Origin of the sequence: Cupriavidus sp. SK-4 (assembly GCF_000611125.1) — a bacterium.
In the GTDB taxonomy this organism is placed as follows: domain Bacteria; phylum Pseudomonadota; class Gammaproteobacteria; order Burkholderiales; family Burkholderiaceae; genus Cupriavidus; species Cupriavidus necator.
The window spans coordinates 30,343-52,392 of the sequence record NZ_JFJW01000136.1; the positions used below are offsets into that span (position 1 = coordinate 30,343).

Sequence of the window (22,050 nt, forward strand, 5' to 3'; positions counted from 1 at the left end):
TTACGCTCAAGTGTAGAGGTGGCAGGCCACCATCTGGCCATCCGGCTGCGCCTGCAGCGCCGGGTCTTCGCTGCGGCAACGCGCCATCGCCACTGGGCAGCGGGTATGGAAGCGGCATCCCGATGGCGGATTCATCGGGCTCGGCACCTCGCCCTGCAGCACGATGCGCTTGCGGCTGCGCTCGCCTTCCACGCTGGCCACCGGCACCGCCGACAGCAGCGCCTGGGTGTAGGGATGGCGGGGGCGGGCGTAGAGCGCCTCGCGGCTTGCGATCTCGACGATGCGGCCCAGGTACATCACCGCGATGCGGTCGCTGATATGCCGCACCACGGCCAGGTCGTGCGCGATGAACAGGTAGGACAGGCCAAGCCGCCGCTGCAGCGACATCAGCACGTTGACCACCTGCGCCTGGATCGACACGTCGAGCGCCGACACCGGCTCATCGCAGACGATGACGCTGGGCCCGAGCGCCAGCGCGCGGGCGATGCCGATGCGCTGGCGCTGCCCGCCGGAGAACTCGTGCGGGTAGCGGTCCGCCATATAGGGCAGCAGCCCGACCATGTCCAGCAACTCCGCCACGCGCGCGCGGCGGGCGCTGCGCCCGCCGGGGAAATCATGCACCTCCAGCGGTTCGCTGATGATGTCGCTGACCTTCATGCGCGGGTTCAGCGAGCCGAAGGGATCCTGGTAGACCATTTGCACGCTGCGGCGGAACTGCTGCTCCTGCGCTCGCGTGAAGCTGGCCAGGTCGTCGCCGCGGAAGGCGATGCGTCCGGCGCTGGCGGCCAGCATCTTGAGGATGGCAAGCCCGGTGGTGGACTTGCCGCAGCCGCTTTCGCCGACCAGGCCCAGGGTCTCGCCACGGCGCAGCGTGAACGACACGCCGTCGACCGCCCTGACCGAGCCCATCTGGCGCTTGAGCAGCACGCCGCGCGTAACCGGGAAATGCACCTTGAGGTCGTCGACGCGCAGGATCTCATCGCCACTCTGCACGTCGGTCCGCACGTCACGCTGCATGCCGGCCTGCACACCGCCGTTGCCAGTTGCCGGCTCCGCTATCGCTTCAATGGAGTTCATGGAGGAAGCACGCCTTGAAATGTTGGTCGGAGAGCTGCCGCGTGGCCGCATCCGGCACGCCGCGCAACGGCGGCCGGGCGCTGCGGCACTGGTCGATCGCCTGCTTGCAGCGCGGCAGGAAGGCGCAGCCCGGGCCCAGCGCGGTCAGGTCGGGCGGCTGGCCTTCGATGGGAACCAGCGGCTCCCGGGTGTCGCCGTCAATGCGCGGCACGGAGGCCATCAGCCCGCGCGTGTAGGGGTGGGCGGGCTGCCGGTACAGGGCCTCGGCGGAGGCAGTCTCCACCAGCCTGCCGCCGTACATCACGGCGACCCGGTCGGCATAGCGCGCCACCACGCCCAGGTCATGCGTGATCAGGATCAGTGCCGTGCCCATGCGCTCTGCCAGGTCCTTCAGCAGGTCCAGGATCTGGGCCTGCACGGTGACGTCGAGCGCGGTGGTGGGCTCGTCGGCGATGATCAGCCGCGGCTCGCAGGCCAGCGCCATGGCAATCATCGCGCGCTGCCGCATGCCGCCCGAGAACTGGTGCGGATACGCGGAAAGCCGGCTCTGGGGCTCGGGGATCTGGACCTTGCCGAGCAGCTCGCCGGCAATCCCCAGCGCGGTCTTCCAGGGCAGGCCGCGATGCAGGTGGATGGGCTCGGCAATCTGCTTGCCGATGGTCAGCGCCGGGTTCATCGACGACATCGGCTCCTGGAAGATCATCGCGATCCGGTTGCCGCGGATGGCGCGCATGCCGCGGGGGCCAAGCTTGAGCAAGTCCTGGCCCTCGAACACGATCTCGCCGGTGTCGATCGAACCGCCCGGGGCGGGGATCAGGCCCAGTATCGACAGGGCAGTCACGCTCTTGCCCGAGCCGGATTCGCCGACGATGGCCAGGGTCTCGCCCGGGGCCACGTCGAACGAGACCTGGTCGACGGCGGTCACCACGCCGCGATCGGTGCGAAAGCGCGTGGTGAGGTCCCTGACCTGCAGGATGGGCTGCGTCATGCGTGTCTCCTCGGGTGGCGCGTCTCAGAAGCCAAGCTTATTCTTCATGTCCTGGTCGATCCACATGCGTGCATAGATCGGCCCGGGACGCACCGCGCCCGCGCGCAGCTCGCCGCCGTAGTTGCGCACCCACGGCCACCAGGCGGTGTACATGTAGGGCGTGGGCAGCCAGATATAGGGCGCCTCGGCCAGGATGTCGCGCGTGAGCCCGCGCAGCGCTTCCTGCCGCTTGCCGAGATCGCGCAGCTCGAAGGCGGCTTCGACCCGTTTCGTGTATGCGTCGTTGCCCCACTGCGCGGCGTTCCATACCTGCCCCGGCACGAAGCTCTTGCGGATCGTGGTGGTGGGATTGGTATGGCCGTTGGCCATCATGTAGCCGGGCGCATTGGTCCGGGTCGTCATCGCGGACAGGAACGCGCCGTACTCCATCGGCTGGATTTCGATGCGCACATTGACCTGTTCCAGGTACGCGGCGATCAGCGGCAGCAGCTCCATATGGTCCGGGGCGCATGCGCACACCTGCACCTTGAACTTGAAGCCCTTGGGGTAGCCGGCCTCGGCCAGCAGCTTGCGGGCCTTGTCGGGGTTGTAGGTGAAGAGCTCCTTCACGTTCTCCGGCATGGCGCTGAGCGGCTCGAAGTAGCCCACATAGTCCGGGTGCTGCGGATAGGCGAACAGTTCCGCGTTGCCGCCGTAGTACTGCTTGACGATCTCCTGCTTGTTGACCGCCATGTTGAGCGCGCGGCGCACGCGGATATCGTTGAAGGGCTTGGTGTCAACGCGCATGGCCAGGTATTGCCCGGTGAAGGACAGCCAGCGCGACCACTGCAGCTGCGGCGCGCTCTTCTTCAGCTCTTCCACCGAGGTCCAGCGTATGCCTTCCATGACGTCGAGCTTGCCCGTGCGCAGCATGGTGTTGCGCGTGGCTTCGTCCTTGATGGTGCGCAGCACCATCTTGTCGACGAAGGGCAGCTTGAAATCCTTGCTGCCCACCTTCTCGGTATCCCAGTACAAGGCGTTGCGCGTATAGGTGCTGGCGTTGCCCTGCACGAACTGGGTCAGCTGGAACGGGCCGCTGCCATTGACGTGCTTCCAGTTGCCGGCGCCGGCGGTGGCCACCTCCTTCGGCATGATGCCGGAGTAGTAGCCCCAGCCGAAGCGGTAGTCCCACTCGGCGTTGTACTTGCTGAAGCGGAACAGCACCGTATGCTTGTCCTTCGCTTCCACCTTGGCGAGGTGGTCGAAATAGGTGGGGATCTTCTTCGCGCTTTCGGCCTGGCGCGTGTAGCTGAAGACCACGTCGTCCGCCACCAGTTCGCGCTCTTCCATCACGCCGGGCTTGGCCGGGAACCTGACGCCCTTGCGCAGCCTGACTTCCAGCGTCTGCGGATCGAGCCACTTCCAGCTTTCGGCCAGTTCGCCGCGGATGGCGTCCTCGGGCAGCCACGCGTCGGCCTGGAAGCTGTACTTGCCGCCGAGGCGCCTGGACTTGGACAGGTCGGCCACGAACAGCTGCTCGTAGACCTGGCCGGTGTCGTAGTTCTGCTTCCAGTTCCAGTCGGCGAGGTCCCATGACAGGGCCGAGATGGTCGGGTAGACCGAGCCGATCTCCAGCGTGCCGCCGTACTTGGGCGCGTCGCTCTGCGCGCCCGCCGTGGCTGCGCACAATGCGAGCACCACGCCCGCCAACATCGAGGATGCCTGTGTGTTCAAACCGAAGCCCTCCGTGGTCGACTGCCGTTGGCCCGGCGGCATGGCCGCGCGGGAAATCCGTGCCCCGCGCGCCAGCGCGGCGGGGATTGCTATTCGGGCGGGCGCTAGCGCGTGCCGCGCATGCGTGGGTCCAGCAGGTCGCGCAGGGCGTCGCCGTAGATATTGATCGCGTAGACCACGATGGTGAGGCAGATGCCCGGCGCCAGCGCCAGCCAGGGGCCCTGGAACATGAAGGTGCGGCCGTCGCCGGACAGCATGCCACCCCACGTGGGCGCGGGCGGCGGCACGCCCAGGCCCAGGAAGGACAGGCCCGATTCCGCCAGGATTGCCGTGCCGACCCGGGTGGTGAACAGCACGATCACCGGGGGCAGCACATTGGGCAGGATATGGCGCCACAGGATGCGCGTGGTTGACGCGCCCATCGACTGCGCGGCGTGGACATACATGTTCTCGCGCACCGAGACCACCGCGCTGCGCACGATGCGCGAGCCGCCGATGCCAAGCAGCAGCCCCAGCGTGCAGACGATCTGCCAGCTGCCGGGGCCCAGCACCGAGACCACCACGATCAGGATCACCAGGTCCGGGAAGCTCATCCAGGCATCGACCATGCGCTGCACGATCAGGTCAAGCTTGCCGCCGAGGTAGCCGGTCAGGATGCCGAGCAGCACCGAGATCGCCGTGGCCAGCGTGGCCGCGCTCAGGCCGATCACCACCGACAGCTGCGCGCCGTACAGGCAGCGCGACAGCATGTCGCGGCCAAGGTTGTCGGTGCCGAACGGATGCGCCCAGGAGGGCGCCTGCAGCCGCTGCAGCATGTTGATCTCGTTCATGCCATACGGCGCCAGCAGGTCGGCGAACACGCCGCAGGACAGGAAGATGGCGCAGATGACGGCGCCGGCGGCGCCCAGCGGCTTGTCGCGGAACAGCCGGCTGAGCAGGCCGCGGCCGGGCACGGCGCGCCGGGCCGGTGCGGCAGCGGGGGCGGCGGGATTGGGGTGCAGGGCGGGTTTGGCCATCAGCGGTGCCTCACTTTCGGATCGAACAGCCCGTAGCTCAGGTCGACGAGCAGGTTGATCAGCATCACCGCGACACCCACCACCAGGAACACGCCGGTGATGACCGGATAGTCGCGCTGATGCACGGCGTCGAGCAGCAGCAGGCCCATGCCGGGCAGCGCGAAGATCTGTTCGATGATGACCGCGCCGCCGATCAGCAGCGGCGCCTGCAGCCCGATCAGCGTCACCACCGGAATCAGCGCATTGCGCAGGGCGTGGCGCAGCACCACCAGGCGCTCGCTCAGGCCCTTGGCCCAGGCGGTGCGGATATAGTCCTGGCGCAGCACCTCGAGCATCATGGTGCGCGTCATGCGCATGGTGATGGCGGACAGCGCCATGCCCAGCACGATGGCGGGGATCAGCATATTGCGCACATGCTGCACCGGGTCTTCATGGAAGGGCACGTAGCGGGCCTCGGGCGACCAGCCCCACCACACCGAGGGAAACACCATCACCATGGTGCCGAGCCAGAAGCTGGGGATGGCCAGCATCAGGATGGAGAATGAGCGCGCAATGTAGTCGGCGGCGCTGTCCTGTCGGATGGCCGACAGCACGCCGATCGGCAGCGCTACCGAGAGCGCCACCACCAGCGCGATCACGCCCAGCGAGAAGGTGGCGGGGATGCGCGCGGTCACCATCGACAGCACCGGCTCGCCCTGCCACAGGGACTGGCCCAGGTCGCCGCGCAGCACGATGCCGCCGACCCAGTGCACATACTGCTGCCACATCGGGCGGTCCATGCCGAGGGCGCGGACCAGGTCTTCGCGGGTACGGGTATCGGCGCTGATGTCGTTCTGGCTCAGCATCAGGTCGACCACATCGCCGGGCACCATGCGCACGATGGTGAAGACGATCAGGCTGGCGAACAAGAGCGTGGGGACCAGCGCCAGCAGCCGGCGCAGCACGTAGGCGCTCATCGCAGCCCTCGCAGCGCCGCGTTGGCGCGGCTAGCCGAAACGGAGGATACCGGCAACACGAATCTGCATGATGCTTGGTGCATGTCGTCTCCTGTCTCCCGATCCCTTTGCATCCGCCAACACAGGATTATGCTGCTGATGGGGAGTGATTACTGGCATTTCGCCGGTGGCGAAATACCGTTGCGGGCGGTCTTGCGAGGCCGTGATCCCAGCATACTGATCGTTCGAAACGAAAACAACCCGATTGCCGCGCGGAAAAGCTAGTGGTTTTCCATGGCCCCGCGGCGGTGTGCGGGACGCGCGCCGGCTAGTAGCCGCGCAGCGTCGCCCAGCGCTGCAACTGGGCGTTGGTATCGCCGAGCAGTTCCTGGGCGGTGCGTGCCCGCTTCATGAAGAAGCCGATCTCCAGCGCGTCGGTCATGCCGATGCCACCATGCATCTGCACGCCCTCCTGCACGGCCAGGGTTGCGCTGGTGCCAGCGCGCGCCTTGGCCACGCAGACCAGGCCGGCGGCGTCGTCCGTGCCGGCATCGAGCCGCTGCTGGCACTGCAGCACGGCGGCACGGGTGATCTCGATCTCGGTAAATAGGTGCGCGGCGCGGTGCTGCAGCGCCTGGTATTCGCCGATGATGCGGCCGAACTGGCAACGCTCCTTCAGGTAGGCAAGCGTGCGCTCGAAGGTTTCGTCGGCGATGCCGAGCAGTTCGGATGCCAGCACGGCGCGGCCCACGTCCAGCACGCGCTCCAGCATGGCGGCGCCATTGCCGGGGGTGCCCAGCACAGCGGCGGCCGGCAGCCGGACCTCGCGCAGGGTCACGCGCGCCGCATTGGTGGCGTCGGCCATGACCGTGCGCTCGATCGAGAGGCCGGCGCTGCCGGCCGGCACCAGGAAGAGCGTGATGCCGTCGCGGTCGTCGGGCGCGCCAGTGGTGCGCGCCGCCACGATCAGGGTGTCGGCGACGTGGCCATCGACGACAAAGACCTTGTCGCCATCGAGGCGGAAGCCGTCGCCGTCGGCGCTTGTGCGCAGGGCATGGCGCGTGGGCCGGTGCCTGGCGCTCTCTTCCAGTGCCAGCGCGGTCAGGTGCTTGCCGGCGGCGATGGCGGGCAGCATCGCCGTGCGCTGCGCATCGCTGCCGTAGTGGGTGAGCAGCGCCGCGCCCAGCACGGCGGTGGACAGGAACGGCGAGGGCGCCAGCGTGCGCCCGATCGCTTCCATGATGACGCCGGCCTCCACCACGCCCAAGCCGCTGCCGCCATATTGCTCGGGCACCAGCACGCCGGCGAAGCCGAGTTCGGCAAATTGTTGCCACAAGGAGCGGGAGAAGCCGGTCTCGTCACGGGTATCGCGCAGCGTGCGCAGCGCGGAGATCGGGGCGGATTCGCGCAGGAAGGTCAGGGCGCTGTCGCGCAGCATTTCCTGCGTCTGGTTCAGTACGATGGGCATGGGCGGACTCGTGTCTGGGTACGGGGCAGCGGGGGAAGCGCGCGGGGCCGGGCTCAGGCGCCCGGCAGGCCGAGCAGGCGCTTGGCGACGATATTGAGCTGGACCTCGCTGGTGCCGCCCTCGATCGAGTTCGCCTTGCTGCGCAGCCACGCGCGTGCCAGCGCGCCCTGCTGGCTGCGCTCGCTTTCCCATTCCAGCGCGTCGCTGCCGCCGATCGACATCAGCAGCTCGTAGCGGCGCTTGTTCAGTTCCGCGCCGTAGTACTTGAGCACCGACGAGAACGCCGCGATGCCCTCGCCCTGGCGGGCCAGGTCGCGCACCCGCTCGCCGGCTGCGGCAAAGGCGGCCTCGTCGATCTCGAACTGCGCGACGTGCGCGCGCAGCATCGGCTGGTCGAGCCGGCCGGCGGCGTCCAGCCCGATGGCCTTTGCCGCGTGCGCGCCAAGCGGCTGCCGCATGCCGCGGCTGCCGATGGCGCTGATCATCTCGCGCTCGTGGGTGAGCAGGTACTTGGCAATCTCCCAGCCGCGGTTGAGCTCGCCGACCAGTTGTGCGCGCGGCACCGCGACGTCGTCGAAGAAGGTCTCGCAGAAGGGGGATTTGCCGGAGATCAGCGGGATGGGCCGGGTCGTCACACCCGGCGTTTCCATGTCGAACAGCAGGAAGCTGATGCCGGTGTGTTTTTGCGCCGCGGCATCGGTGCGCACCAGGCAGAAGATCCAGTCGGCCTGGTCGGCATAGGACGTCCACACCTTCTGGCCGTTGACCAGGAAATGATCGCCGCGGTCCTCGGCACGGGTCTGCAGCGCGGCCAGGTCGGAACCGGCGTTGGGCTCGGAGTAGCCCTGGCACCAGCGGATCTCGCCGCGGGCGATGCGGGGCAGGTGCTCGCGCTTCTGGGCTTCGGTGCCGTAGCGGAGCAGGGCGGGGCCAAGCATGGAGATGCCGAAACTCTGCAGAGGCACGCGGCAGCCGAGCCGGGCCATTTCCTCGCGCAGCACCTTGGCCTGCTCACGTGGCAGGCCGGCGCCGCCGTACTCCGTGGGCCATTCGGGCACGGTCCAGCCGTTGTCGGCCATGCGGCCAAGCCACTGGCGCTGGGCCTCGGACTGGAAGCGGAACCTGCGCCCGCCCCAGCAGATGTCGTCTTCGTTGCGCACCGGCTGCCGCATCTCGGCCGGACAGTTCTGCTCCAGCCAGGCGCGCGCCTGCTGCCGGAAGGTCTCCAACTCGTCCACGCGTGTCTCCTTGTTTTCAGGTGCCTGTCGCTGGACGCCTCTTTCTCTGGCGCGCTGCCGGTGAGGTCGCCCGCACCTGGCTGGTCGGCCAGGCGGCGTATCCCGTTATACAAGTCGCATCTGGCAGCGTCAATACTCAATTACCTAAAATGGATGTGATGGGCGCAGCGTCCGGATGTCAGAAGTGCACGCATTGCAGACCATGGGTCATGCCTGAGGTTGCGATGCAGCACGAAATATCCTAGGAATTAGGCGGTAATACGACGTAGTCGCCCGGTGAAAGGAAGGCCAGGCGTTGAAGATGTTTCCTGTGGTAGCATCCATTCAAAACATACCGCTATCACTAAAAGTCGGGATAGACCGGTTGCGTGGGATGCCGGACAGGCAAGTTGCCAACGCAGACCGGTGCCATAGGGAGACCAAGCCGTGCCCGTCGTCATGCCTTCGCTCGACCAGCGAACCGTTTCGTCTCCCGGTGCACGTGCGCCGGACCGCGTGCGCTGGGTGGATTCAGGCGGCATAGGTCACGGCGCATGACAGGCGAGCGGACCCCCGAGCGGGTAGCCGGTCCCGACGAGGGACCTGACCTGAGCGCGCATGAACAGGCTGAGCGGTGCTATCTCCGGCATGTCGACCAGCACCTGCCGCGCAACGCCCGTGCGTACCTGGCGCACGGCATGCTGGGCATGACCGGGTTCAGGCTGGTGACCGCGCCCACCTTCGTGCCGGCCTACCTGTACCTGCTGTCCGGCTCCAAGCTGACCATCGGCATCGTGCTGTCCGCGCAATATGCGGGCATGGCCGCGTCGTCGATCTGGGGCGCCACGCTGATCGAGCACCGCCCGCGCGTGATGCCGCTGATCTACCTGGTGGGCTGGCTGGTGCGCGCGCAGATCCTGGGGCTGGCGCTGTCCGCGCTGTGGCTGTCGGGAGAGGCGGCGCTGGTCGCGGCGGGCATCTTCCTGCTGCTGTTCGGGCTGCTCAACGGGGTGCAGAACGTCAGCTTCAACTACCTGACCTCCAAGATCATCCCGCTGGCGCGCCGCGGCCGGCTGACCGCGCTGCGCAATTTCTGCGGCGGGCTCACGGCGGCCGCGGTGGCGTGGCTGGGCGGGCGCTACCTGGTGGGCAACCAGGTGCTGGGCAACGGCTATGCCGCCACCTTCCTGGCGGCCTTCGTGCTGACCAGCATCGGCATTTCAGCGCTCACGCAGATGCGCGAGCCGACCCTGCACGACGTGCGCCTGCCGGCGGGCTTCCTGCGCCGCCTGGCCGAGGTGCCGGCGCTACTGCGCGCGGACCGCGATTTCGTGCGCTTCTTCGTGGCGCGCGCGCTGGTGGCGTTCGGCATGATGGCGATGCCGTTCTATGCGATCTATGCCAGCACCCATATCGACCTGTCCGGCGCGGTGCTGGGCTACATGAGCCTGGCCTACCTGCTGGCGCAGACCACCAGCAGCCTGGCCTGGGGCCGCATCGCCGACCGCCACGGCTACCGGCTGGTGTTCCTGGCCAGCATCGCGCTGTGGGTGGCGGCAACGCTGCTGCTTCTGTGCGGCACCACGCTGCCCGGCTTCCTGCTTGCCTTCTGCGGACTGGGCGCCGCCTTTGGCGGCTTCTTCATCTCCGCGGACAACCTGGTGATGGAGTTCGGCAGCCGCAAGGACCGGCCCATGCTGCTGGCGGTGTCCGATACCGCCACTTTCGCGATGATGGCCGTCGGCCCGGTCTGCGGCGGCCTGCTGGCCCAGGGCGTGCGCTTCTGGGTGGTGTTCGCGCTCGCCATCCTGGTCAAGTGCGCCGCCTTCGTGCTGGCCCTGCGCATTGTCGACCCGCGCCGGCGCAGGGCGGCGCTTGAGCATCCGCCGGGCCTGCACCGGCACCCCACACCGATCCAATCCAGGAGAACCGATCCATGACCGCCATCAACGCCGTGACCGACCTCACGGTGGACGCCGACATCGCCGTCCTGACCCTCGACTCGCCCCCCGTCAATGCGTTGTCCGCCGCCGTGCGCAGCGGCATTCGCGACGGCATGGCGCGCGCGCTCGCCGACGATGCCGTCAAGGCCGTGGTGCTGATCTGCGCCGGCAAGACCTTTGTCGCGGGCGCGGACATCACCGAGTTTGGCAAGCCGCCGGCGGGCCCGTCGCTGGCAGAGGTGCAGGCCATGATCGAGGACGCGCCCAAGCCGGTGCTGGCCGCCATCCACGGCACCGCGCTCGGCGGCGGACTGGAGCTGGCGCTGGTGTGCCATTACCGCATCGCCACGCGCTCGGCAAAGTGCGGGCTGCCGGAAGTCAATCTCGGCCTGCTGCCGGGGGCGGGCGGCACCCAGCGGCTGCCGCGTATCGTGGGCCCGGAAAAGGCGCTGGAGATGGTCACCTCGGGCACGCACGTGGCGGCCAGCGCCGCGGCGGAGATGGGCCTGGCCGACCTGCTGACCGACGACGCCTCGTTGCGTGCCGACGCGGTCGCGTTCGCGCGCAAGGTGGTGGCCGAGAAGCGGCCCCTGCGCAAGGTGCGCGAATCCGACGACAAGGTGGCAGCCGCGCGCGGCAAGCCGGAACTGTTCGCTGTCTTCCGCAAGGCCAATGCGCGCCGCTTTCGCGGCTTCGATGCGCCCGAATTCAATATCCGCTGCATCGAGGCGGCGGTGGAGCTGCCGTTCGAAGCCGGCCTGAAGCGCGAGCGCGAACTGTTCACTGAATTGCTCAACGGCACGCAGTCGGCGGCACAGCGCTACTACTTCTTTGCCTCGCGCCAGGTATGGAACGTGCCCGATGTGGGAGCCGACACGCCCACGCTTGTGGTCAAGCGCATCGGCATCGTCGGCGCGGGCACCATGGGCGGCGGCATCGCCATGAACTTCCTCAACGCCGGCTACCCGGTGACCATCGTCGAGACCTCGCAGCAGGCGCTGGACCGCGGCCTGAAGACGATCCGGGCCAACTATGAAAATTCCGCGCGCAAGGGGCGCCTGAGCGCGGCCGAGGTCGAGGCCCGCATGGCGCTGCTCACGCCCACGCTGGACCTGCAGCAGCTGGCCGATGCCGACCTGATCATCGAAGCGGTGTTCGAGAACATGGAGGTCAAGCAGGATCTGTTCGGCAAGCTGGACCAGATCGCCAAACCGGGCGCCATCCTTGCCACCAATACCTCGGCGCTGGACGTGAACGTGATCGCGGCCTCGACTTCGCGCCCTGAGGCGGTCATCGGCCTGCATTTCTTCTCGCCCGCCAACGTGATGAAGCTGCTGGAAGTGGTGCGCGGCGACAAGACGGCAAAGCCGGTGATCCGCACCGCGATGGAACTCGCGCGCAAGATCGGCAAGGTCGCGGCGCTGGTGGGCGTATGCCGGGGTTTTGTCGGCAACCGCATGCTGGCCCAGCGCCAGCGCGAGGCCCAGAAGCTGGTGCTGGACGGGGCGCTGCCGTGGGACGTGGACCGAGTGCTGTACGACTTCGGCTTTCCGATGGGCCCCTTCGCCATGAGCGATCTCGCCGGGCTTGATCTCGGCTGGGTGCGCGAGAAGTCCAGCGGCTCGACGCTGCGCGAGGTGCTGTGCGAGATGGACCGCCGCGGGCAGAAGGCCGGCGCCGGCTACTACGACTACGACGAACAGCGCAACGCGAAGCCGTCGCCGGTGGTCGAGCAGGTCATTCGCGACTTCGCCGCGAAACAGGGCAGGACCGGCCGCGTGGTGTCGGAGCAGGAGATCCTGGAGCGCTGCATCTATCCGATGATCAACGAAGGCGCGAAGATCCTGCAGGAGGGCAAGGCGATCCGCGCCTCGGACATCGACGTGATCTGGGTGAACGGCTACGGCTGGCCGGTGTATCGCGGCGGCCCGATGCTCTATGCCGACACCATCGGCCTGGACAAGGTGCTGGCGGCGATGCGGCGCTACGAGGCGCTTTATGGCGCGGACTTCGCGTCGGCGCCGCTGCTGGAGGAACTGGTGGCGCAGGGCCGCAAGTTTGCGGACCTCAAATAGAGGGCGCCGGGGGGAGTCCCCCGGCGCGGCGGGCGAACTCAGTCGGCCTGGATGCCGAACTCCTTGACCACCTTGGTGTAGCGGGCCGTGTCGGCGGCGATCAGCTTCGACAGCACCGCCGGCTCGCCGCCCGAAGGCGTGACCGCGATGGTGGCCATGCGCGCCACCACGTCGGGCATCTTCAGGATCTCGTTGACGTGCGCGTTGAGCGTGCGCACCAGGTCGGCCGGCATGCCCTTGGGCCCGAGCAGGGCCTGCCAGGCGCCGATCTCCACATCCTTGTAGCCCAGCTCGGCCAGCGTCGGCACGTTGGGCGCGAACGGCGAGCGCTTCTGGTCCGCCACTGCCAGCGGCACCAGGCTGCCGTTGCCGACATACTGCGAGATCGCGCCGTAGGTGATGTAGGTCACCGGCACCTGCCCGCCGATCACGTCGACGATGGCGGGCGCCAGGCCGCGGTAGGGCACCTGGCTGATCTTGATGCCGGCGGACTTGTTGAACAGTTCGCCCATGATGTGCATCGGCGAGCCATTACCGGGCGTGGCATAGGTTTCCACCTTGCCGGCCTTGGCGCGCGCCACCAGCTCGCTGACCTTGGTGATGCCGCTGCCCTTGTTGACCACCACGAACAGCGATTGCGTGCCGATCTGGCTGATGGGCGTGAGGTCGTGCTGCACGTCATAGCTGGCGCCGGTGCCGGCCTTGAGCACCAGCGGCGCGATGGCAACGGTGTTGGGGGCCAGCAGCAGAGTGTAGCCGTCCGGGTTGGCGCGCGCCACGTAGGCGCTGCCGATGGTGCCGGCGGCGCCGGTGCGGTTTTCCACCACCACCGACTGCTTCAGGCGCGGGGCGAGCTTTTCGGCGAACATGCGCGCCAGCACGTCGACGTCGCCGCCGGCCGGATAGGCCACAACGATGGTGATGGGCTTGTTCGGGTATGCGCCCTGGGCCAGGGCAGTGCCGGTGATGGCGACCAGCGCGGTCGCGGCGGCCAGCGTGGCGAGTACTTTGCGGCGTACGGACTTCATGATGTGCAGACCTCTGTAAGACGTGGCGCCCGGACGGGCCGGGGCCAATGGGCTGTGTTGGCGTCCGGCGCGTTGCATGCGCCGGACGGTACCGCCGGGGGGCGCGGAGGAAATCAGAAAACGTGCTTGATGCCGATCATCGAGCCCCACTGGTTCTCGCCCGGGCGCGGGTTCGAGCCAGGCGAGCCGCCGCTGACCGACATGGCCAGCTGGCCGCCGTTGTTGATGAAGCCGGCGGTGGCGTACACCGAGGTGCGCTTGCTGAAGCTGTACATCGCGCGCAGCGTATACAGCATGGCCTGGTTGTCGCTGCCGTGGTAGTTCAGGAAGTAGACCTGGCCAGCCAGGTTGACCGCGGGGGTGATGTCGTAGGACGCGCCGGCGTAGTACAGGTCGCTGATCGGCGTGGGGCTGCCCTCGTTGTCGCGGCGGATCCAGCCGGCGCCGATCTTGGTGCGCTGGAACAGCATGTAGCCGCCCAGCGACAGGCGGTCGTCGGTCAGGTTGCTGTTGGTCAGGCCGCCGAAGGCACCCGGGCCGCCGCGCTGCGAGTCATACGCGGCGGTGACGCCCCAGGTCTTGTTGTCGTAGCCGAGCATGGCCGACCACTCGCGGCACGCCTTCTTGTCGGCGGCGTTCTCGCCGGCGCAGTTGGTGCCCGAGGGGCTGGGGCCGGCGTTGACCGCGTCGCGCCCGAAGCTGTAGGTGGCGCCCACCACGAAGCCGCTGAAGTTGGCCTTGTACGACACCGCGTTGTCGGCGCGCGTATTGGGCAGGTAGCTGTCGAGCGAGCCCGAGCCGTACACGTTGGGCCCCAGGACATCGCTGTCGAGCGTGGCCCAGAACAGCATGGTGTACTGGCGGCCGAACGACAGCTGCCCGTACTGGTTGCTCAGCCCGACCAGCGCCTGGCGCCCGAACAGGCGGCCGCCCTGGTTGGAGGTGCCCGAATCCGGCGAGAAGCCCGACTCCAGCACGAAGATGCTCTTCAGGCCGCCGCCCAGGTCTTCGGTGCCGCGGATGCCCCAGCGCGAAGGCACGGTCGCGGTCAGGTTGGGCATGCGCACCAGCCCGTCGCCGTTGGCGCCGACATTGCTCACATACTCGACGCCCGTGTCGATGACCCCGTACAGGGTGACCGAGGATTGTGCCGAGGCCAGCAGGGGGAAAGCCGCGGCCAGGCCCGCGGCGATTCGTGCAAGTTTCATCTACCAGTTTCCTTCCGTTTTCCGTTTTCCGTTTTGTCGTCTTGTCGTCTTGTCGTCCGCAGCCACTGCGGATGGCGGCCGCGAATGTTGTTTCGGTCTCTTTTGTGTTTTATATATGAAACATCAAACAACATAAGAAACGTCAGGCAAAATATAGCTGTGAGTTTCCACAAAATGTGAGGAGGGTTATCCCTAGTGAGGCGGCGCCACGACGGCTAACGCCGGCTCTGCGCGCAGGTTTCCGATCTTTCTATCGTTAACCCTCATCCCGGCTGCGCCCCGGCACGCCTATGCTTTAAAAGTTTTATTTCCAAATCAAAGTTTTATATATGGAACAAAATCACCCCCACATCCCAGCCGATCCAGACCGGCAATTGCTGGAAGCCCTCGACAGCGGCTTTGCCCAGCGCGTGGTGCAGATGGGCGCGGGCGGCGAGCGCGTGGCCTACCGCTGCGGCGGGGGCACGGGCCCGGTGGTCGTGCTGCTGCACGGCATCAGTTCCGGGGCGGCGTCATGGCTGCCGTGCGCCAGCCTGCTGGCCGCGCACGCGCGGGTGATCGCCTGGGATGCGCCGGGCTATGGCGATTCGTCGCCGCTGCCGCAGGCGCGGCCGCTGGCGTCTGACTATGCGCAGCGGCTGGACGGACTGCTGCAGGCACTGGGCGTGCAGCCGGCGCTGATCGTCGGGCATTCGCTGGGCGCGCTGATGGCGGCAGCCTATGTCGCCAACGCGCGCCAGCTGCCCGCGCGCCTGCTGTTGCTCAGCGTGGCGCAAGGCTACGGCGGCGTGGGCAGGGAAGCGCAGGCAAGGGAGGTGGCGCGGCAGCGGCTGGAGGCGCTGGAGTCCCTTGGCGTGGACGGGCTGGCGCAACGCGGGCCGGCCCGGCTGCTGAGCGAGGAGGCCGACCCCGGCGCCCAGGCATGGGTGCGCTGGAACATGCAGCGGCTGAACCCGGACGGCTACCGCCAGGCGGTGGCGATGCTGTGCGGCGACGACATCCACGCCTACCTGGCGCGGCGCCCCGATGCCCTGCCCACGCAGATCGCCTGCGGCAGCCGCGATGTCGTCACCACGCCGCCAGCCTGCGGCACATTGGCCGAACGCTTCGGCCTGCCGTTCTCGCTGATTCCCGATGCCGGCCACGCCTGCTATATCGACCAGGCCGCCGCCACCGCGCGGCTGATCCGCTCGGTGCTGGACGACGTCACCTGAAGCCACCGCGGCGGCGCCTGCCCCGGCATCCCACGCGGTGGCGCGCAGCTTGCGCCACCCCTTCCAGATTTCGTAGTGCTGATCGCGGGTTAACCCCAGTCAATTTTTGCGGCCGCGTTGTCTATAGTCGTACCTGTGTTCAATATCTAAACCAGTGTTTCATTAGTAAAACGTAGCCAGGCGATCGCAAGACCGGTCGACGAGGCACGCGGAACACGGTCCCCCCGCTGCAAGACATGGAGCAAAGCGCAATGGAAAGCCTCTCGTACAACCCGAACCTGGTGCCCTGGGAGCGTCCGGCGCCGAACAACGTGGCAGGCAAGGGCCATATCGAGCAACCCGGCAAGGTCGCCAACATCGTCTGGCAGACCCGCGCCGCCGCACCGACCGCCTATGAGAACGCGCTGGGCGATGCCCTTGAAGCCGCGTTCGAAGGCGGCGCGCAGAACCCGCAGGACATCGTGCGCGCCTTCAATGACGCCGGCTTCCTGGGCGTGGACGGCCAGCCCTGGACCGAAGAGCGCTTCCTGTCCGAAATGCGCCGGCTGGGTGCCTGAGCCCGCCCCAGTCCAAGTCCAGCCTCGAAGCGAGAAAACCATGGAATCGAACAAGCAAGCCCGCACCGAAGCCCGCCTGAACACCGGCCTGCGCAACTACTGGTACCCGGTCGCCGCCTCGTGGGCGGTGTCCCATGCCCCGATCGGCATCACCCGCCTGAGCCAGAACATCGTGCTGTGGCGCGACGGCGAAGGCCAGGTCCACGCCCTGGAAGACCGCTGCCCGCACCGCGGCGCGCGCCTGTCGATGGGCTGGAACCTGGGCGACCGCGTTGCCTGCTGGTACCACGGCGTTGAGGTCGGTGGCGACGGCCAGGTCAAGAGCGTGCCGGCGGTGGAAAGCTGCCCGCTGGAAGGCCGCACCTGCGTGCGCAGCTACCCGGTGCAGGAAAAGGCCGGCGCCATCTTCCTGTGGTTCGGCGACCAGGCCCCGCAAGGCGAGGGCAGCCCCGACGAACTGCGCCTGCCGGAAGAGCTGGTCAGCGAAGAGCACAGCAACTTCCTGTGCGTGGCGCACTGGGACTGCAACTACCGCTACGCCATCGACAACGTGATGGACCCGATGCACGGCGCCTACCTGCATGCGGTGTCGCACTCGATGGCCAGCGGCGAGAAGTCCGCCGTGATGCAGATCCGCGAGACCGAGCACGGCCTGGTGTTCGAGAAGACCGGCCAGCGCGGCGTCAATTTCGACTGGGTCGAATTTGGCGAGACCGGCACGCTGTGGCTGCGCCTGGCGATTCCATACCGCGCCAGTGTCGGCCCCGGCGGCCCGTTCGGCATCGTCGGCATGGCCACGCCAGTGGATGAAGACCACTGCATGGTGTTCTTCTGGCGTACCCGCCACGTGCAGGGCTGGGAGCGTGACGTGTGGCGCTTCCTGTACCGCAACCGCCTGGAGCAGCTGCACTGGGACGTGCTGGAGCAGGACCGCGTGGTGCTGGAAATGATGGCCCCGAACGCGCGCGACCACGAGATGCTGTACCAGCACGACGCCGGCATTACCCGCGTGCGCCGCGTGCTCAAGCGCCGCGCCGAGCAGGAAGTGGCCGACGAGCCCGTCGCCATGCTGCAACCCGCCGGAGCCGCCAGCCATGCCTGAGGCAAACACCAACAATACGTTGCTGGCCGGGCGCAAGGTGCTGGTCACCGGCGCCGCGCGCGGACTGGGCCTGGCCTTCGTCAAGTCGCTGGCCGAAGCCGGCGCCACCGTGGCCATGGCCGACATCCTGGCCGAGCGCCTGCAGCAGGAAGCCGACGCCCTGCGCGCGCGCGGCCTGAAGGTGGTGCCGGTCACGCTGGACCTGTCCGATCCGGTCTCGGTGCAGGCTTGCGCCGAGGCCGCGGTCAAGGCGCTGGGCGGGCTCGACGGCCTGGTCAACAACGCCGCCGTGACGGATTCCGGCGGCCGTGACGCCGCCGCCATCGACATCGCCACCTGGGACCGCGTGATGAACGTCAACGTGCGCGGCACCTGGCTGATGACCACCGCCTGCCTGCCGGCGCTGCGCGCCAGCGGCCGCGGCGCCATCGTCAACCTGGCGTCCGACACGCCGCTGTGGGGCGCGCCCAACCTGCTGGCCTATGTGGCGAGCAAGAGCGCCATCATCGGCATGACCCGCTCGCTGGCGCGTGAACTGGGCAAGGACCAGATCACGGTGAACGCCGTGGCCCCGGGCCTGACGCTGGTGGAAGCCACCGAATACGTGCCGCAGCACCGGCACGACCTGTACCGCGAGCAGCGCGCGATCACGCGCGAGCAACTGCCCGACGATGTTTGCGGCGCGGTGCTGTTTGCACTGTCCGACCTCGCCCGTTTCGTGACCGGCCAGACGCTGGCGGTCAACGGCGGCTTTGTCATGCATTGATCCAACCGATCCACTGAAAACAGAAGGAATCCAAATGAGCGATCTTTCTCAACCACAAAACATCAAGCGTTCCTGGGACCAGCCGGAGGACGCCTCGTTCGACCAGTGGATGGAAAGCCGCGTGGCGCGCTTCTCCACGCGCAAGTACGACTGGGACGCGCTGAAGTTCCAGGCCGACTACGACCCCAAGTACCGCCGCGCGCAGATGCGCTACCTGGGCACCGGCGGCACCGGCGTGGCCGCCGACACCAACACCGTGCCGAGCGAGCATTTCACCTTCTCCACGATGATCATCCCGGCCGGCCATGAAGGCCCGTCGCATATCCACACCGACGTGGAAGAGGTGTTCTTCATCCTGCGCGGCAAGGTCAAGCTGATCCTGGAGAAGGACGGCGAGCGCTTCGAGACCATCCTGACCGACCGTGACCTGGTCTCGGTGCCGCCGGGCGTCTACCGCGAGGAAATCAACATCGGCGAGGAAGACGCGCTGATGTGCGTGATGCTGGGCGCCAAGAAGCCGATCACGCCGACCTACCCGCCCGAGCATCCGCTGACGAAGATCAAGCGCTGATGCCGGCGAACGTCCGTCAGCACGCATCCACCGAAGCCATGAGCAGCAACCCCATCCCGGCCACGCCCGCCGCCAGCGAGACCCCGGACAAGTACATCGTCCCGGGCCTGGAGCGCGGCCTGCGCCTGCTGAGCGAGTTCAGTAGCAAGGACCGCACCATGTCGGCAGCGGAACTGGCGCGCCGCCTGAAGGTGCCGCGCTCGACCGTGTTCCGCCTGCTGGCCACGCTGGAGATGCTGGGCTTTGTCGAGCGCGCCGATGGCGGCCGGGATTTCCGGCTGGGCATGGCCGTGCTGCGCCTGGGGTTTGAATACCTGGCGTCGCTGGAGCTGACCGAGCTGGGCCGCCCGCTGCTGGAGCGGCTGCGCGACGAGATCGGCTACCCCAGCAACCTGGTGGTGCGCGACGGGCGTTCGATCGTCTACGTGGCCAAGGCGGTGTCGCCGCGGCCGTTTGCCAGCTCGGTCAACGTCGGCACGCGCCTGCCCGCGCATGCCACGGTGCTGGGGCGCGTGCTGCTGGAAGACCTGTCGCTGGCGGAGCTGCGCGCGCTGTATCCGGAGACGCAGCTTGCGGTGTTCTCCGAGAGCACGCCGCGCACCGTTGATGAGCTGCACGAGATCGTCCAGCGCGACCGCGAGCGCGGCTACGTGCTGCAGGAAGGCTTCTTCGAAGCCAGCATTTCCACCATCGCCGCGCCCGTGCGCGATCGCACCGGCAAGGTAGTGGCGGCGCTGGGCGCCACCATCCCCGCCGCGCATATCGATCCGGCGCAACTGGATGCGATGGTGGAGAAGGTCAGGGATACCGCGGGCGAGTTGTCGCGCCTGCTCGACTACCGCCCGTCGCTGCGCAGCAGCGGCGCCAAGGTGGTGAATCTGTATCGGGAGTGAGGACAATGTCCATGATTGAACTCGGCGGCAAGGTTGCCGTCGTCACCGGCGGATCCTCCGGCATCGGGCTGGCGACCGTCGAGCTGCTGCTCGAAGCGGGCGCCGCCGTGGCCATGTGCGGCCGCGACGAGAACCGCCTGCGCAGCGCCGAAGCGCAGCTGCGCGAGAAATTCCCCGGGTGCCGGCTCTATGCCGCCACCTGCGACGTGCTCAAGCCTGAACAGGTCGCCGCCTTCGCCGCTGCCGTGCAGGCCGCGCTGGGCAACGTCGACATGCTGGTCAACAACGCCGGCCAGGGCCGTGTTTCTACCTTCGCCAACACCGAAGACGCTGCCTGGATGGAAGAGCTGCAGCTCAAGTTCTTCTCCGTGATCCACCCGACGCGTGCCTTCCTGCCGCAGCTCGAGAAGTCGGGCCAGGGTGCGATCGTCTGTGTCAACTCGCTGCTGGCGCAGCAGCCGGAGCCGCATATGGTGGCGACCTCGGCCGCGCGCGCCGGCGTGCTCAACCTGGTGCGCTCGATGGCCACCGAGTTTGCGCCCAAGGGTGTCCGCGTCAACGGCATCCTGATCGGCCTGGTCGAATCGGGCCAGTGGCACCGCCGCTTCGAGGCGCGCCCTGAAGCAGACCACCACCTGGACTGGGCCGCATGGACCGCGCGCCTGGCCCAGCAGAAACATATTCCCCTTGGCCGCCTGGGCCTGCCGGTCGAGGCAGCCCGCGCCATCCTGTTCCTTGCCTCGCCGTTGTCTTCGTACACCACGGGCAGCCATATCGATATCTCCGGAGGACACTCCCGTCATGCCTAATCAACAACAGTACGAGCAACAGCAGGTCACCGTCGGCTGCGCCATCACGGCGTTTCTCGAGCAGTGCGGCGTCAAGGCCGCCTTCGGCGTGATCTCGATCCACAATATGCCGATCCTCGACGCCATGGGCGAGCGCGGCAAGATCCGCTTCGTGCCGGCGCGCGGCGAAGCGGGTGGCACCAACATGGCCGACGCCTACGCCCGCACCACGGGCGGCCTGGGCGTGTGCCTGACCAGCACCGGCACCGCCGCGGGCAACGCCGCTGGTGCGATGGTGGAAGCGTTGACCGCCGGCACGCCGATGCTGCACATCACCGGCCAGATCGAAACGCCTTACCTGGACCAGAGCCTCGCCTACATCCACGAAGCGCCGGACCAGCTCACCATGCTCAAGGCCGTGTCCAAGGCCGCCTTCCGCATCCGCAGCGCCGACACCGCCATCAGCACCATCAAGCTGGCCGTGCAGACCGCGCTGACGGCGCCGACCGGCCCGGTCAGCGTGGAGATCCCCATCGACATCCAGGCCGCGCTGATCGACATGCCGGCCGACCTGCAGCCGCTGCCGGTGCCGCAGCACGTGCCGTCGGCGCATGCGCTGGACGCGCTGGCCGAGCGCCTGGCCAAGGCGAAGCGCCCGCTGCTGTGGCTGGGCGGCGGTGCGCGCCACGCCAGCAAGCAGGTGCAGCGCCTGCTGGACCTGGGCTTCGGCGTGGTCACCAGCACGCAGGGTCGCGGCATCGTGCCGGAAGACGATCCCCGCTCGCTGGGCGCCTACAACCTGCACAAGCCGGTCGAGGCCTTCTACCAGACCTGCGACGCGATGCTGGTGGTGGGTTCGCGCCTGCGCGGCAATGAAACCCTGAAGTACGAACTGAAGCTGCCGCGCCCGCTGCTGCGCATCGACGCCGACCCGGCCGCCGAAGGCCGCTGCTACCTGAGCGACTACTTTGTCAGCGGCGACGCCGCGCTGGCGCTGGACGCCCTGGCGGATCGGCTTGAAAAGCGCATGCAGATCGACCCGGCCTTCGCCGCCGACCTGCGCCGCGCCCACGACACCGCCGTCAACGGCCTGGTCGACGGCCTGGGCCCGTACTCGGCGCTGGTGCAGGCGCTGCAGGGCGCGGTCGGCCGCAGCTTCAACTGGGTGCGCGACGTGACCGTGTCGAACAGCACCTGGGGCAATCGCCATCTGCGCATTTTCGATTCGCGTGCCGGCGTGCACGCGCTGGGTGGCGGCATCGGCCAGGGCCTGGCCATGGGCATCGGCGCCGCGATCGGTGCTGCGGCGACCGCTTCGGGCAAGAAGACCTTCACGCTGGCCGGCGACGGCGGCTTTATCCTGAACCTGGGCGAACTGGCCACCGCGGTGCAGGAACGCGCCGACATGGTGATCGTGCTGATGAACGACAAGGGCTACGGCGTGATCAAGAACATCCAGGACGCGCAGTACGGCGGCCGCCGCCCCCACGG

At 67.9% G+C, this 22,050-nt stretch carries 19 protein-coding genes; 10 read left to right on the forward strand and 9 right to left on the reverse strand.

Annotated features, from left to right (window positions below):
* Positions 1–6 precede the first annotated feature (6 nt).
* The 7 genes from CF68_RS27255 to CF68_RS27285 all read right to left on the reverse strand — a co-directional run bounded on the left by CF68_RS27255 (position 7) and on the right by CF68_RS27285 (position 8,435).
* Entirely contained in the window at positions 7–1,017 is a 1,011-nt protein-coding gene (locus CF68_RS27255; RefSeq protein ID WP_051591705.1) for an ABC transporter ATP-binding protein, read from the reverse strand.
* 46 nt (positions 1,018–1,063) lie between these two features.
* A complete protein-coding gene (locus CF68_RS27260) occupies positions 1,064–2,065 on the reverse strand; it encodes an ABC transporter ATP-binding protein (protein WP_035825037.1) in 1,002 nt (333 codons plus the stop codon).
* Positions 2,066–2,089: 24 nt separating this feature from the next.
* A complete protein-coding gene (locus CF68_RS27265; RefSeq protein ID WP_051591703.1) occupies positions 2,090–3,757 on the reverse strand; it encodes an ABC transporter substrate-binding protein in 1,668 nt (555 codons plus the stop codon).
* A gap of 125 nt (positions 3,758–3,882) precedes the next feature.
* The gene (locus CF68_RS27270; protein WP_035825038.1) at positions 3,883–4,794 is read right to left on the reverse strand and encodes an ABC transporter permease; all 912 of its coding nucleotides are present in this window, start codon (positions 4,792–4,794) and stop codon (positions 3,883–3,885) included.
* Positions 4,794–5,750, reverse strand: coding sequence for an ABC transporter permease (locus CF68_RS27275; RefSeq protein ID WP_035825039.1), 957 nt, complete (start codon positions 5,748–5,750; stop codon positions 4,794–4,796). Before CF68_RS27275 ends, CF68_RS27270 begins: the two co-directional genes overlap by 1 nt.
* A gap of 307 nt (positions 5,751–6,057) precedes the next feature.
* Positions 6,058–7,197 carry an acyl-CoA dehydrogenase family protein gene (locus CF68_RS27280; RefSeq protein WP_035825040.1) on the reverse strand — a complete coding sequence of 380 codons (1,140 nt, stop codon included), beginning with the start codon at positions 7,195–7,197 and terminating at the stop codon, positions 6,058–6,060.
* Between the two features lie 53 nt (positions 7,198–7,250).
* On the reverse strand, positions 7,251–8,435 hold the full coding sequence (locus CF68_RS27285; protein ID WP_035825042.1) for an acyl-CoA dehydrogenase family protein: 1,185 nt from the start codon (positions 8,433–8,435) through the stop codon (positions 7,251–7,253).
* 533 nt (positions 8,436–8,968) lie between these two features.
* Here CF68_RS27285 and CF68_RS39070 point away from each other — a divergent pair.
* Entirely contained in the window at positions 8,969–10,354 is a 1,386-nt protein-coding gene (locus tag CF68_RS39070; protein ID WP_035825044.1) for an MFS transporter, read from the forward strand.
* Entirely contained in the window at positions 10,351–12,432 is a 2,082-nt protein-coding gene (locus CF68_RS27295) for a 3-hydroxyacyl-CoA dehydrogenase NAD-binding domain-containing protein (protein WP_035825047.1), read from the forward strand. The genes CF68_RS39070 and CF68_RS27295 overlap by 4 nt, the downstream gene beginning before the upstream one ends.
* 38 nt (positions 12,433–12,470) lie before the next feature.
* On the opposite strand, the gene CF68_RS27300 is transcribed toward CF68_RS27295, so the two are convergent.
* Entirely contained in the window at positions 12,471–13,460 is a 990-nt protein-coding gene (locus CF68_RS27300) for a tripartite tricarboxylate transporter substrate binding protein (protein ID WP_035825050.1), read from the reverse strand.
* A gap of 113 nt (positions 13,461–13,573) precedes the next feature.
* Positions 13,574–14,668 (reverse strand): porin, encoded by a 1,095-nt coding sequence (locus tag CF68_RS27305; protein WP_035825052.1) that lies wholly within the window; start codon positions 14,666–14,668, stop codon positions 13,574–13,576.
* A 329-nt stretch (positions 14,669–14,997) separates the two neighbouring features.
* On the opposite strand from CF68_RS27305, the gene CF68_RS27310 reads away from it, so the two are divergent.
* From CF68_RS27310 to CF68_RS27345, 8 genes are all read left to right on the forward strand, one after another.
* Positions 14,998–15,882 (forward strand): alpha/beta fold hydrolase, encoded by an 885-nt coding sequence (locus tag CF68_RS27310; protein ID WP_051591704.1) that lies wholly within the window; start codon positions 14,998–15,000, stop codon positions 15,880–15,882.
* A 251-nt stretch (positions 15,883–16,133) separates the two neighbouring features.
* On the forward strand, positions 16,134–16,439 hold the full coding sequence (locus CF68_RS27315) for a recombinase-like helix-turn-helix domain-containing protein (protein ID WP_010811689.1): 306 nt from the start codon (positions 16,134–16,136) through the stop codon (positions 16,437–16,439).
* A 40-nt stretch (positions 16,440–16,479) separates the two neighbouring features.
* The gene (locus CF68_RS27320) at positions 16,480–17,541 is read left to right on the forward strand and encodes an aromatic ring-hydroxylating dioxygenase subunit alpha (RefSeq protein WP_035825055.1); all 1,062 of its coding nucleotides are present in this window, start codon (positions 16,480–16,482) and stop codon (positions 17,539–17,541) included.
* Positions 17,534–18,307, forward strand: a complete 774-nt coding sequence (locus CF68_RS27325; protein ID WP_035825057.1) for an SDR family oxidoreductase — start codon at positions 17,534–17,536, stop codon at positions 18,305–18,307. Before CF68_RS27320 ends, CF68_RS27325 begins: the two co-directional genes overlap by 8 nt.
* Before the next feature lie 34 nt (positions 18,308–18,341).
* Positions 18,342–18,878, forward strand: coding sequence for a cupin domain-containing protein (locus CF68_RS27330; RefSeq protein ID WP_013952364.1), 537 nt, complete (start codon positions 18,342–18,344; stop codon positions 18,876–18,878).
* 38 nt (positions 18,879–18,916) lie between these two features.
* Positions 18,917–19,771 carry an IclR family transcriptional regulator gene (locus tag CF68_RS27335; RefSeq protein WP_035825082.1) on the forward strand — a complete coding sequence of 285 codons (855 nt, stop codon included), beginning with the start codon at positions 18,917–18,919 and terminating at the stop codon, positions 19,769–19,771.
* A gap of 5 nt (positions 19,772–19,776) precedes the next feature.
* The gene (locus CF68_RS27340) at positions 19,777–20,580 is read left to right on the forward strand and encodes an SDR family oxidoreductase (RefSeq protein ID WP_035825059.1); all 804 of its coding nucleotides are present in this window, start codon (positions 19,777–19,779) and stop codon (positions 20,578–20,580) included.
* On the forward strand, positions 20,573–22,050 hold a 1,478-nt coding region (locus CF68_RS27345), incomplete at its 3' end, for a thiamine pyrophosphate-binding protein (protein WP_235205897.1). The genes CF68_RS27340 and CF68_RS27345, both read left to right, overlap by 8 nt.